Source organism: Hymenobacter convexus, from assembly GCF_030580955.1.
Taxonomy (GTDB): domain Bacteria; phylum Bacteroidota; class Bacteroidia; order Cytophagales; family Hymenobacteraceae; genus Hymenobacter.
In genome coordinates, this window is record NZ_JAUQON010000005.1 from 466,522 (window position 1) to 479,533 (window position 13,012).

A 13,012-nucleotide genomic window follows, 5' to 3' on the forward strand; every position below is an offset into this window, starting at 1 on the left:
CATGTATTTCCTTCTTTTCCGTCATGCCGTGGTGGCGCTGGTGGCCGCGCCCCTGGCCGCAGTTGCCCAAAACGCCCCCAGCGCTGATACTATCTACTACAACGCCGCGGCCGAATGCCTGCCCACCCGGGCGGGCGCCGTTCGCAGCATCGTGACCACGCCCACCGCGGCGGGCGGAATGGTGCAGCATGTTTTCAACCGCAGCGGCCGCCGACTAGAGCAGATTCCCTATTCCGATAAAGCGGGTAAGATGCGCGAGGGCATGGCGCTGAGCTGGTACCCCGGCGGCGAGTTGAAGGGCCGCCGTGTATATCGCGCCGGCCAGCTCGAAGGCCAGTTGCAGGCCTATTACCCCGACGGGACCCTGCGCCAGCTGGAACTGTACGAAAAGGGCGACAGCAAAACCCGGCTGTGCTTCGATGCTGCGGGCAAGGTCACGAGCTGCCCGACTACTGCCGACGGTGCGCTGGTGTATGCCCGCTATCGGCGCGGGCCGCTGATGCTGGGCGAGGAGGTGAGCCATACGGTGCGCTTCGTGCCGCTGCCGCCCGGCAGCCGGGGCGAGCGGGTGATTGTGGCCTGCATGGTGGGCGTTGATGGCCAGATTCACGAAACCCGCATCTACAAAAGCGTGGGCCCCGAACACGACCGTGAAGCCCTGCGCGTGGTCGAAAACCTGCGCGCCACCTGGACCCCGGAACTGAAGGACAACGAGCCGGTCGAGTCCTTCTACATGGTCAACGTCGACTTCCTGCCCCGGCACTAGCCCGCCCGGGTTGCCGGGGCGCCGGCTGGTTTGCATCTTTGAAGTTCCTTTCTTCGCTCACTTTTATCGGGTCGATACAGGCCTGTTGCATTGCCTTGATGCCTTTCTACCGCTACCTGTCCCTGGCCGGCCTGGTGTTCGCGCTGCGCGGCGTGGCCCCGGCCGCGGCCCAACAAGCTCCGGCCAATCTGAAAACGGAATACCTGGATTCGGCCGGCGTGGTGCTGCCTTCGGCGCAGGGGGCCGCTTTCCGTTGCGAAACGGAGCATTTGGATGCCGATAAAGGCATTATGCGCACCTTTGCCATGACTGGCCGGCGCGAATCCGTCCGGGAAGTAGAGTTTCAAAAAGGCTTCCCGGTGCCCCACGGTTCGGTGGAGGCCTGGCACGATAACGGCCAGCTGAGCCGGCACGAAACGTATGTGCACGGCCGCCGTCTGGGCGAAATGCGGCTTTATTACCCCAACGGCCAGCTCAAGCGGCGCGCCAGCTACACCAGCGACTTCACGTCGAGTGGCGAGTGCTTCGGGCCCGACGGACAGTCGGTGCCGTTTTTTGAGTACGAAAAGCTGCCCGTTTATCCCGTCGGTGACGGTGGCCTCGGGGCCGTGGTCTACGCTATTCAGCGCGGGGTGAAATACCCGAAGGATGCCTTGAAGGCCGGTAAATCCGGGCGGGTATTTGTGAGCTTCAAAGTAACCAAAACGGGGGCGGTGGCTGATGTCAAGGTGGTGCAGGGCGTTTTTCCGTCGCTCGATGAGCAAGTGGTGCAGTCTGTGCAGCGCCTGAAACCCTTCATCCCCGGCCAGCAGGACGGCCAGCCCGTGGCGGTCCCGTTCACCATCCCGGTCACGTTTGCCATTCAATAGCCTCCCCATGTCGATGACCTGCCACCGCCTGTTGCTCACGGCCGGCCTGCTGAGCTTCGCGGCGGCTGGGCGGGCCCAGGACCAGTCCACCCCGCCGAGCACCGCTCTGCCCGCCGCCCGCCCCGTCGAAATCGTGTACCTCGACGCCAACCGCCATAAGCTGCCTTCCGCAGCCGGGGCCATTGAGCGCAAGGAAACCACGTACCGCGACTCGGTAGGCGGTACCACGCGCACTTATTATCTGCCCTCGGGCAAGCTCAAGTCCTTTGTGCCGCTGGCCAATGTGCGCTCATTCCTGCGCCACGGCACCGTGAGCGAGTATTACGAGGGCGGCCAGCTGCGCTACCAGGCCACGTTTCGGGCCGGCAAAGTGGTGGGCGATTTGGTGACTTACTACGCCGATGGCAAACTCAAGCGGCGCGACCATCACCAGCCCGACCAGCCCGTGACGGGCGAATGCTTCGGGCCTGATGGCCAGCCGGTGGCTTACTTTCCTTACGAGCAGATGCCGGTGTATTCGGAAGGCGCCGGCGACAACGCCGCCGTGGTGCGCGCCGTGATGCTGAACACCCGCTACCCCGTGGAGGCCCTGAAACAGCGGGTATTTGGGGTGGTGAAGGTGAAGTTTGTGGTGAGCCGCGACGGCCGCGTGGAGGACATCGAGCCCAACCAGCCCAAGGAAGGGGAGGTGCCCAAAAACCTGGCCCGCGCCTACCAGTCCTTGCAGGAAGCGGCCGTGAGTGCCGTGCGCCAGCTTAAGCCCTTCGCGCCGGGCCGGCAAGACGGCGAGCCGGTGGCCGTTTCCTTCACGGTGCCGGTCACGTTCCGTATCCAGTAACCAGGGTTGGGTGAGCGAGGGTGCAGGCAAAAAGAAGGGCGGGCAGCGGTTGGATAATTGGAACAAGTTGGCAACTTTGCGGCGGTCCAATTCCCACCATCTCCATTTTTTTTGCTTATGCGCTTTTTTACCCAAATCGTCGTTGGCTGCTTTTTCTCGACCTGTGCCCTGCCCGCCGCGGCCCAAACTTTCAGCGACCCGGCCAGCTACAACAACGCCATCGTGAACGAGCAGGTCGACCTGCTCAAGAAAAACCTGCGCTACATCAGCAAGGCCGCGCACAGCGAAAACGACCGCAAGATTGAAAACCGCCGCCTTGAAGTGGTGGAGCAAAACAAAGTGGCCGTGGCCAACGTGCAGCGCATACCCGCCGCCTACCAAGGCAACGCCGAGCTGCGCGCGGCGGCCCTGAAAGCCTTCAAAACCATGCTGGAAGTGTACTCGGCCGACTACAAGCAGGTGAACGCCCTGGCCGCCACCCGCACCGAAAGCTTTGAAGCCATGGAACGCTACTACGCCGCCCAGGAAGCCGCCGAAGCCAAGCTGGCCGTGGTGGACGACAGCGTGAACGCCGCCCAACGGCGCTTTGCCAAGCAGTTCGGCATGAACATCGAGTCGACGCGCGAGTCGGTCAAACTGGCCGAATACACCCGCCAGGTCACGGCTGTGAACAAGTACCAGCACCAGGTTTTCCTGCCCTATTTCCGGGTGCAGAAAGCCAGTGCCAAACTAACAGACGCCCTCAACGCCCAGGACGCCGCCGCTTTCGAAGCCGCCCGCGTGACCCTGGCCGCCGAGGCCGAAAAATCGGCCGCCGAGCTGTCGGCCGTGCCGGCCTTTCGGGGCAAGGACATGGCCTACCGCAACGCCGCCCGCGACTTTGCCAACCTCTACATGGTGATGTGCGCCAAGCAGTTTGTGCAAGTGGCCGAGCTGATGAAAAACAAAGACCACCTCACCAAAGTAGACGCCCAAACCATCAACACGCACATCAACACCTTCAACACCCAGAACCAGAAGTTCAACGAAGCTTACAACCGCACCTCGGCCGCTTTTATGGATACCTACGTGCCGGTAATGAACGACTAACCGATTTCGACCATGCCATTTAACCAAACGGGGGCTTTGGGCTCGAATTCACTCAGAAGCTGGGCGAAAGCAGCATGCCTGTCTGCTATGGGCTTGGGTTGGGCCCTGCCAGGCGCCGCCCAATCAGGTCCGACTACTTACCCACGCAAAGTCATGGTTTACCTCACGGCGCAGGGCGAGCAAATGCTCACGGCCGACGGAGCCGACCACCGCGCCGAAATCACGATGCGCGACAGCGCGAGCGGCCTTATGCGGGAATACTATCCGTCGGGCAAACTGTGGCGCGTAGTGCCCTTGGCCCACGTCGGGATGGGAATCCGCCACGGGGTAGCCATGAGTTACGACGAAGCGGGCAAGCTGCGCAAGCGGGAGGAATACGTGGGCGGGCACCGGCAAGGCGAGGTGCAACTGTTCGACGCCAGCGGCGCCCTGAGCCGCACGAAAGTATACCAGCATGACAAACTGGTGAGCCAACAGTGCTTCACTGCCACGGGGCAGGCCACCGGGTGCCAGGAAGAAAAGCACGCGCCCCAGTACCCGGAGGGCATGACCGGCCTGATGAGAGACATTCAAAAAGCTGTTGTGCTGCCTCCGGAGTACATGGTGAAGCGCAATTATGGCATCGCCACCCTTAAATTTATTGTGGACGAGCACGCCAAGATTACGGGGGCCACCGTACTGAAAGCGCCCTCGGAAAGCATGGGTCAGGCCGTACTGGATGCCCTGAAACGGATAGCCCCGTTCCAGGCACCCCCCACCATTGATGGCGAAAACGTGGCTGTTATTTACACGCTGCCCATCAAGCTTGGTGCGCCGCCCCAAGGCTGGAACATGCCAAACGCCTATTATGATTCGCCGAAAGTTAACTTCTTGACGGACGCGACTGACCACTAAGGGCGGGTGCTTAGTGCACCATTCGAAAAGAAATTTTAGCTGGCATCAACTCCTGCGTAGCTTGTGCGTAACTTTAGGTTTGTAGCCGCCCGCAAAGGTTCTGCGGCATTTCGGCCTCTACTATTATCCGGTGAAAGCACAGCTATTCGCGTTTGGGTTTTTGATAGGCTTGCCGCTGGCTAGCCTGGCGCAGGGGCCGGCCCTGCCCCAGCCGCCGGCCACTTTTTACACGCCCGATTTTCAGCTCACCACCCCGGCCGATACCACGGCCTACTGCGCCGAAACCACGTTTCGCGACAGCCTGGCCGCCGTCACGCGGGTGTATTATCCTTCAGGCGCGCTGCGGCAATACATTCCGTATAGCAATGCCTACCGCCAGACCGTGCACGGCACCCTCACCACCTGGTACGAAGATGGCCGGATGCGTACCAAAGAGGACTTCTACAACGGCCAGCGGCACGGCGACCTGCTCACCTACTACCCCGACGGCACCCTGAAGCGGCGCGACCATTACGAGAAGGGCCTTTGCGGCATCGGCAATTGCTACGGCCCCAACGGCGCGCCGGTGCCCTATTTCATCTACGAGCAACTGCCGCTTTACCCCGGCGGCGAAGCCCAGCTCACCAAGGAGCTGGCCAAAGGCGTGCGCCTCACCCCCCGGGAAATGGACGCCATGCGCCGCGAAAGCGCCCACCTGTACCGCATGGCCCGCGCCGGCCTGAACCGCGAAGTCGACGTGGAGCTGCTGGTGGGCGAAGACGGCCGCATTGCCAACGCCAAGGTGGTGAAATCGAGCTCGTCGTTCCTCAACGAGGCCGCGCTGCGGGCCGTGGCCAAGCTCAAGCGGCAGTTTGTGCCCGCCCGGCGCGACGGCCAAACCGTGCAAAGCCGCTACACCGTGCCCGTGTACTACACCATGGAACTGCCGGCCCGAACGGCCGGTGGCGCTTATTACCCGCGGGCGGCGCGGGGCTGGTAGCCGCCAGCCACGGGCGGTTGCGGGGGGTGAAATAAACAGGTTTGCGGGCATGTGGCGGGCTTTTGGGGGCGGTCCAGCGTGGCGGGCTTGACCGCAGCCGTTACCTTTAAGGCTGAATAGCTTTTAGTACCCCGCGTTTTCTTGTTATGGACGAAGCCACCCTTGCCCAATACCAGCCCGTTATCGGCCTCGAAGTACACGCTCAGTTGCTGACGCACAGCAAAATGTACTCGGCCGATGAGAACGAGTACGGCGTTGCGCCCAATACCAACCTGTCGGTTATCACCCTCGGCCACCCCGGCACCTTGCCCAAGGTGAACCGCACGGCCGTGGAGTTTGCCATGAAAATGGGCCTGGCCACCAACTGCCAGATTCGGCGCGACAACCTGTTTGCCCGCAAAAACTACTTTTACCCCGACCTGCCCAAGGGCTACCAGATTACGCAGGACAAAACCCCGATTTGCTACGACGGCCACGTCGACATTCGGGTGGCCGACGGCGTGAAGAAAATTGGCGTCACGCGTATTCACATGGAGGAAGACGCGGGCAAATCGATGCACCTGGCCGGCGAAACCGAAACCCTCGTGGACCTGAACCGCGCCGGTGTGCCGCTCATCGAGATTGTGAGCGAGCCCGACATCCGCACCGGCGAGGAAGCCTACGCCTACCTGACCGAAATCAAGAAGCTGGTGGAATACCTCGGCATCTGCGACGGCAACATGGAAGAAGGCTCCCTGCGCTGCGACGCCAACATTTCGGTGATGAAAAAGGGCGCTACCCAGTTCGGCATGAAGGTGGAGGTGAAGAACATGAACTCCTTCCGCAACGTGCAGCGCGCCATTGCCTACGAGATTGAACGCCAAATCACCATCATTGAGGCCGGCGGCGAAGTGGACAGCGAAACCCGCGGCTTTGACGCCGCCAGCGGCACCACCAACGGCCAGCGCAGCAAGGAAACCCTCAACGACTACCGCTACTTCCCCGAGCCCGACCTGCCCCCGCTGGTGATTTCGGACGAATGGCTGCACCGCGTGGCCGCCGAACTGCCGGCCCTGCCGCAGCAGCTTTACTCGCGCTTCGTGGGCGAGCTGGGCCTCAGCGACTACGACGCCTCCGTGTTGATTGACCAGAAGGAGGTGGCCCTGTTTTTCGACGACCTCTCGCGCCTCACGCCCAACGCCAAAGCCGCCGCCAACTGGGTGATGGGCCCGGTGAAAAGCTACCTCAACGAGCGCGCCCTCACCATGGCCGATTTCCCGCTCGACGCCGCCCAGCTGGCCGGCATCATCGAACTGATTGACGCGGGCAAAATCAACTACTCGGTGGCCAGCAAGCAGCTGTTTCCGCACTTCCTCGAGCACCCCACCGCCAACGCCACCGGTGCCGCCGAAAGTCTCGGCCTGCTCCAGCAAGCCGACAACGGCGAACTAGCCGCGCTGGTGGAGCAGGTGCTGGCCGGCAATCCCGCCAAGGTAGCCGAGTACCGCGCCGGCAAAAAGTCGCTCACCGGCATGTTCATGGGCGAACTCATGAAGCTAACTAGTGGCAAAGCCGACCCCAAGCTGGCCAACCAGCTCCTGCGCGCCGCGCTGGAAGGGTAGGAATTGAACGATACAAGAGGCCGTCATGCAGAGCGCAGCGAAGCATCTCGCGTGCCGGAGCAAACCAATCGACTTAAGTTAGTGGTGGCGGGCAAGAAGCTTCGCTGCGCTCTGCATGACGTACCGTATTTGACATAACAGACGGTTCTGTGGAACAATAACTTTTCTGCCTGGCGTTGGCTATTTTTACGCATCAGCACATGCTCCATCCTATGATAAAATCTGTTTTCATTGCCGCCACGGTGCTGGGTTTCGCCAACGCCTGCCAGCCGGCTTCCGCCGCCGAAGGCTACGAAGTGACGGGCCAGCTCAAAAACGCGCCGGCCGGCACCGTGCTGCACCTTTCGGAGCTGACGTCGAACCAGTTCGTGGAGAAGGGGCAGACCAAGACCGATGCTTCCGGCAATTTCACGCTGAAAGGCTTGTCGGCCACGCCGGGCATTTTCCAGCTCAAGCTGGATGAAGCCAACCAAGTACTGCTGCTGCTTGACAACAAAACCCACGTGCAGCTCAACGGCGACGCCAAAAGCCTGCCCGCCACCTATACCGTGAAGGGCAGCAAGGACGCCGAGATTCTGCGCCAGCTCATTCAGACCTCCATGGGCGGCCAGGACGAGATGGAAAGCCTGAAGCAGCGCTACAACACCGCCGGCCAGGCCGGCAAAACGGCCGAGATGGAGGCCATCCAGAAGCAGTTCATGGCCATTGTGGATGCGAAGGGTGCCAAAGTGAAGGGCCTCATCCGGCGCAATCCGACGGCCGTGGTGAGCGGCTTTGCCGTGGGCGCGTTTCTCGACCCGGAAGCCGATTTCGCCTTTGCCGATTCCATTGCCACCGTGCAGCACAAGGCCAATCCCAACTCTCCCTTCACCAAAGACCTGGCGGCCCGCCTCGAACCCATGCGCGCCACGGCCACCGGCACCCAGGCGCCGGAAATCAACCTGATGCAGCCCGACGGCACCAAGCTGGCCCTCAGTAGCCTGCGCGGCAAGTACGTGCTGATTGACTTCTGGGCCAGCTGGTGCGGTCCCTGCCGCCAGGAAAACCCCAACGTAGTGAAGGCCTACAACGCCTTCAAGGACAAGGGTAAAGGCTTCACCATCTACTCCGTATCGCTGGACCAGGACAAGGGCAAGTGGGAGAAAGCCATTGCCTCCGACGGCCTTACCTGGCACCACGTGTCGGACCTGGCCGGCTGGAACAGCGTGGCCGGCGCGGCGTACGGCGTGAAATCCATTCCGCAGTCCTTCCTGCTCGACCCGCAGGGCAAAATCATTGCGAAGAACCTGCGCGGCGAAGCGCTGGCCGCCAAGCTGGCCGAGGTGCTGAAAACCACGCCCGTGAACTAACGGCACTGTTCAAAACCAATCAAAAGGTTCTCCGGTCATCCGGAGAACCTTTTTTGTTGCCAGATGCGCGTATGCTAATTGTTCAGTTTGCGCATAGGCCCTCACCAGCTTTTTTGTGACGAAAAAGACTTTTACGCTTCTTCTCCTCTTTTTTGCCAGCCTGCTGCAGTTGTTCGCTCAGCCCGTGCCAGCGGTGCTGGTGCCCGCTGGCATCAGCGTGGCAAACCTAGGTGTGCTGCCAGACCGGGGCTATGATTGGGATAGAATTCGCAGCGATACAACCTTGGTCTTTGGCCCCGTCGACTCGCTGCGTCCGGCCCGGTGCCGCCGGTATTGGCTGAAGCTGGCCCTGACCAACCGCAGCCGCTACGCCGAAGCCTACCGGCTCACGGTGCTCCCCAATCTGGACAATACGCTTTTTAATTTCGACCGCGATGCCCGGGCGTGGCGCACGCGCCGCGCGGGCGTGGCCGCCCCCACCGACAGCCAGCGCGTGAAGGGCGGGCTGCCGGTGCGGCTGCCGACCCGCAGCACCACCACGCTGTACGTCCGAGTCGACCTGAGCCCCGGTGCCACGCTCCCGGCCGCCATTCGCCTACAGCTACACCTGGAAAAACAGGCCGTGGCCCAGCAAGTGGACCGCTTCTACAGCACGGCCTGGGCCGTGTCGCTCACGGCGCTGCTGCTGCTGCTGCTCACCAACCTGCCCACGTATGTGCGCTACCGCGACCGCAGCACGTTGTTTTACCTCTGCTCGCAGGTGGGGGCGGTGCTGTACGTCACCGCGTTTCGAGGGTATTTCAAAATGCTATGGCCGGCCCCGGTGTTCAGCCAATTGGTGCTGCCCGACGGCCGCAGCTACGCCTACACCCTCAACAACGTGGCCATGCACCTGAGCGTGGTGTTGATGCTCTTGGGGTTCGGGCAGATGACCCGGGCCTTCCTGCTCACCCCGGCCCGGTTGCCCCGCCTCGATGCTGCGTTGCGCTACGCCCTGCGCGGCTACTTCGGTTTCACGGTGGTGGTGGCACTGGTGAACCTCAACGGCTTCTATCTCAACCAGTACAGCCTACCCTACGACAACCTGCTGGTGCTGGGCGTGGTGGGGCTGTTGCTGGCCATTGGGGTGGTGGCGCACCAGCGGCGGCTGCCGCTGGCATGGCCCTTCCTGCTGGCCAACGTGCTGCCGCTGTGCTTCATTCTGTTTATTGCGGGGTACCACGTTTTCATCAACTACGACAATACTGGCAACCAACTGCTGCCGGATATGGCCATTCTCGCGCACGCGCTGTGCTTTTCGGTGGCCTTGAGCATTCGCTCCCAAAGCCTGCAGCAGACGTTGGTGGCCAAGGAGCGGGAAGCCGATTCCCTGGCGCTGGATATACAGGAGAAAGAATTGCGCAACCGCGAAATCGTGCTCAAAAACCAGCACATTCAAACGGCACTGCTGGCCCTGGAGCAGCGGCAGCAGGCGCGCGAGCAGCACGCCCAGCAACTCAGCGAAGACAACCAGCAGCACCAGGCCACCAACCAGGAATTACAAGCGCAGCTCGAAGCCAACCAGCGCGAGCTGGCCTCCACCAGCCTCTACGTGCAGCAGAAAAACGCTTTGCTGGCCGAGTTGAAAGAGCAGATTCAGGAGTTGAACGTGCAGCGCCCGGGCCAGCAGAAAGAGCTGTCCGGCATCAAGTCCATCCTGCAAACCAACCTGTACCTCGACGAGGACTGGGGCCGGTTCAAGCTGCACTTCGAGCAGGTGCACCCGCGCTTTTTCGAGGAGTTGCAGGCCCGCTACCCGGCCCTCACCAACAACGAGCAGCGGCTGTATTGCTACTTCCACATCAAGCTGGCCACGAAGGAAATTGCGGCCCTGCTTAATATCGACCCGGCTAGCGTGCGCCGGGCCAAAACCCGCCTTTTCAAGAAGATTGCGGCCGCCGACCTGGCCGCCGACTTGGCCGCCGGCCGCGCCCCCGCCCCCGCGCCGCCCGACGAGCCAGCAGCCGAGCAGTAACCCGCCGAAGAATCCGGTTCGGCTTCAGGTAGGAAATAACGGGCTAATTATCAGGTGGCTTATCAAAGCTGTCCATACTTTGTCTACGCTCTATTTTAGGAAAGCGGGCTAGGGCGAGGCCAGGTTTGCAGCGCCGGAGCCGGTCGGCCATCGCCCCGGCACCCCGAATCCCTTCGGCCACCGCGCCACCCCGCGCGGGCGGCGCGCCGGCCCCTGAGGACAGCCCTCGGGGCTGGCGCCGCTGCACGGCGGGGGTGGGTTGTGTCTGGCTTTGTTATTCCTGATTCTATGCTGCACCGATACCTCCTCGCCCCGCTGGTCGCCGCCCTGCTGCTGGCCTCCCCACGCCTGGCCCACGCCCAAACGCCCACCGGGAGCGTGGGCATCGGCACCACCACTCCCAATGCCTCGGCCGCGCTCGACGTGAGCAGCACCAGCAAGGGCCTGCTGCCCCCGCGCCTGACCGTGGCCCAGCGCGACGCCATTGCCAGCCCGGCGGCCGGCCTCACCATTTACAACACCGACACCAACAAGCTCAACACCTGGAACGGCACGGCCTGGGATGAGGCCCTGAGCACGGCGCTCCAGGCCGGGCAGCTGCCGGCCGTCACGTTTAGCTACACGGGGGCGGTGCAACCCTACACGGTGCCGGCCGGCGTGAACAGCCTGCGCGTGAGTGCCAGCGGAGCCCAGGGCGGGGTCGGAAGCAACTACGCTTCCGGCGGCAAAGGGGCCCAGGTGCAAACCCAGCTGGCCGTGACCCCGGGCCAGACGCTGTACCTCTACGTGGGCGGGGCCGGCAGCCTGGCCTTCAGCAACGGGGGCGGCTACAACGGGGGCGGCAACGGCGGCCTCGGCGGCGGGGGCGGCGGCGGGGCCAGCGACGTGCGCAGCAGCGCCAGCGGCCCGGCCTACACCGACCGCCTGGTGGTGGCGGCCGGCGGCGGCGGCGCTACCGGCAACGCGGGCGGGGTGGGCGGGGCCCCCGACGGGGCGGCGGGCAGCGGCACCGGCGGCGGGGCCGGGGCCACCCAAACCAGCGGCAACGCCCTGGGCCAGGGCGGCAGCAACTTCTCCAACCAGTATGCGGGCGGCGGCGGCGGCGGCTACTGGGGCGGGCGCTTCGGCGCCAGCGGCGGCGGGGCCGGCGGGGGCGGCAGCTCTTACGTAGCGCCCGCCGGCACCAGCGCCACCACCATGACGGCCGGCGCGCAGGCCGGCAACGGCGTCATCGTCCTCACGCCCACCTCCACCCTGGCCGCCCCCGTGCTGAGCGGGGTGAACTTCCAGAACGTGCCCGGCGACAACCTCGGCAACCACACGGCCACCACCAACCTGGGCCTCAACGGCAACTACCTCAGCAACGCCCCCGGCAACGCCAACGGCCTGCGCATCGACAACGCCGGCAACGCCACCGTGAGCGGCAACGTGGGCATTGGCACCAGCACCCCCGGCCAGCGGCTCGACGTGGCGGGCAACGCCAACGTGAGCGGCAACAGCTACGTGGGCGGCAACGTGGGCATTGGCACCACGGCCCCCGGCCACCCGCTCACGGTGCAGGCCGACGGCGGCAACCGGGTGCTGGGCGTGAACACTGCCGCCGGGGTCGACAAGTATAATTTCAGCCTGCAAGGCGGGGGCCTGAACCTGAGCGAGAGCAGCGTGGCCAGCGGCCGGCTTTTCGTGAAGGACGGTGGCAACGTGGGCATCGGCACCACCAGCCCCGGCCAGCGGCTGGAAGTGGCCGGGCAGGTGTTCAGCAGCACCGGCGGCTTCCGCTTTCCCGATAACACGGTGCAAACCACGGCGGCCATCTCGGCCAGCAGCGCCACTTTTATCCAGAACCAGACCGGCGCCGACCAGGCCGGCGGCTTCCGGGTGGCCGGCAACGGCTACGTGGCCGGCAACGTGGGCGTGGGCACCACCAGCCCCGGCCAGAAGCTGGAGGTGGCCGGGCAGGTGTTCAGCAGCACCGGCGGCTTCCGCTTTCCCGACAACACCATTCAGACCACGGCGGGCCTGACCGGCGGCAGTGCCGTGCTCAACCAGACCGCACTGCAAAGCGGGGCCAATTTCAATATCGGCGGCAGCGGCACGGTAGGCGGCCGGGTGGGCATTGGCACCACCGCCACGCCCGCCGAGAAGCTCGAAATTAAAGACGGCAGCCTGCAGCTGACCGCGAGCACGGGCACGGCCCAGCCGGCCAGCGTGGGCATCAGCAACAACAGCGGCTCGCTCAACTTGGCCCTGGCCGCCAACAACGGCGAGTATTCCAGTCTGGCCCAGGCCGGCGATGCCGTGCTGCGCACCAACGGCCAGCGCTTGGTGCTGGCCGGCCGCGACGGCGGCAGCGTATTGGTGAGCACCGGCCCTTCCGGCAGCGAGGCCGAGCGTCTGCGCGTGACCACCGCCGGCAACGTGGGCATCGGCACCACCAACCCCGGCCAGAAGCTGGAGGTGGCCGGGCAGGTGTTCAGCAGCACCGGCGGTTTCCGCTTTCCCGACAACACCATTCAGACTACGGCGGTCGGCAGCAGCAGCTTCATCCAGAACCAGACCGGCGCCGACCAGGCCGGCGGCTTCCGGGTGGCCGGCAACGGCTACGTGGCCGGC

The 13,012-nt window shown here is 63.8% G+C and carries 10 protein-coding genes; all 10 read left to right on the top strand.

Annotated elements, in window-relative coordinates:
* Position 1 precedes the first annotated feature (1 nt).
* Positions 2-766, top strand: a complete 765-nt coding sequence (locus Q4S41_RS13690; RefSeq protein ID WP_305031687.1) for an energy transducer TonB — start codon at positions 2-4, stop codon at positions 764-766.
* A gap of 98 nt (positions 767-864) precedes the next feature.
* On the top strand, positions 865-1,635 hold the full coding sequence (locus Q4S41_RS13695; protein ID WP_305031700.1) for an energy transducer TonB: 771 nt from the start codon (positions 865-867) through the stop codon (positions 1,633-1,635).
* Between the two features lie 7 nt (positions 1,636-1,642).
* Positions 1,643-2,473 carry a TonB family protein gene (locus tag Q4S41_RS13700; protein ID WP_305031688.1) on the top strand — a complete coding sequence of 277 codons (831 nt, stop codon included), beginning with the start codon at positions 1,643-1,645 and terminating at the stop codon, positions 2,471-2,473.
* Between the two features lie 117 nt (positions 2,474-2,590).
* A complete protein-coding gene (locus tag Q4S41_RS13705) occupies positions 2,591-3,562 on the top strand; it encodes an LIC11966 family surface protein (RefSeq protein WP_305031689.1) in 972 nt (323 codons plus the stop codon).
* 153 nt (positions 3,563-3,715) lie between these two features.
* Positions 3,716-4,456 (top strand): energy transducer TonB, encoded by a 741-nt coding sequence (locus Q4S41_RS13710; RefSeq protein WP_305031690.1) that lies wholly within the window; start codon positions 3,716-3,718, stop codon positions 4,454-4,456.
* A gap of 130 nt (positions 4,457-4,586) precedes the next feature.
* Complete coding sequence (locus Q4S41_RS13715) at positions 4,587-5,435, top strand: energy transducer TonB (RefSeq protein WP_305031691.1); 849 nt, start codon at positions 4,587-4,589, stop codon at positions 5,433-5,435.
* A gap of 146 nt (positions 5,436-5,581) precedes the next feature.
* Positions 5,582-7,036 carry an Asp-tRNA(Asn)/Glu-tRNA(Gln) amidotransferase subunit GatB gene (gene gatB / locus Q4S41_RS13720; protein ID WP_305031692.1) on the top strand — a complete coding sequence of 485 codons (1,455 nt, stop codon included), beginning with the start codon at positions 5,582-5,584 and terminating at the stop codon, positions 7,034-7,036.
* A gap of 212 nt (positions 7,037-7,248) precedes the next feature.
* Entirely contained in the window at positions 7,249-8,385 is a 1,137-nt protein-coding gene (locus tag Q4S41_RS13725) for a TlpA disulfide reductase family protein (protein WP_305031693.1), read from the top strand.
* A gap of 115 nt (positions 8,386-8,500) precedes the next feature.
* Positions 8,501-10,399 (top strand): 7TM diverse intracellular signaling domain-containing protein, encoded by a 1,899-nt coding sequence (locus Q4S41_RS13730; protein ID WP_305031694.1) that lies wholly within the window; start codon positions 8,501-8,503, stop codon positions 10,397-10,399.
* Positions 10,400-10,687: 288 nt separating this feature from the next.
* Positions 10,688-13,012, top strand: a 2,325-nt coding sequence (locus tag Q4S41_RS13735) for a beta strand repeat-containing protein (RefSeq protein ID WP_305031695.1), incomplete at its 3' end; no start/stop codon positions are given.

Coding starts and splice junctions, on each gene's coding strand:
- Q4S41_RS13690 (WP_305031687.1), top strand. CDS start 2: ATGTATTTCCTTCTTTTCCGTCATGCCGTGGTGGCGCTGGTGGCCGCG.
- Q4S41_RS13695 (WP_305031700.1), top strand. CDS start 865: ATGCCTTTCTACCGCTACCTGTCCCTGGCCGGCCTGGTGTTCGCGCTG.
- Q4S41_RS13700 (WP_305031688.1), top strand. CDS start 1,643: ATGTCGATGACCTGCCACCGCCTGTTGCTCACGGCCGGCCTGCTGAGC.
- Q4S41_RS13705 (WP_305031689.1), top strand. CDS start 2,591: ATGCGCTTTTTTACCCAAATCGTCGTTGGCTGCTTTTTCTCGACCTGT.
- Q4S41_RS13710 (WP_305031690.1), top strand. CDS start 3,716: ATGGTTTACCTCACGGCGCAGGGCGAGCAAATGCTCACGGCCGACGGA.
- gatB (WP_305031692.1), top strand. CDS start 5,582: ATGGACGAAGCCACCCTTGCCCAATACCAGCCCGTTATCGGCCTCGAA.
- Q4S41_RS13725 (WP_305031693.1), top strand. CDS start 7,249: ATGATAAAATCTGTTTTCATTGCCGCCACGGTGCTGGGTTTCGCCAAC.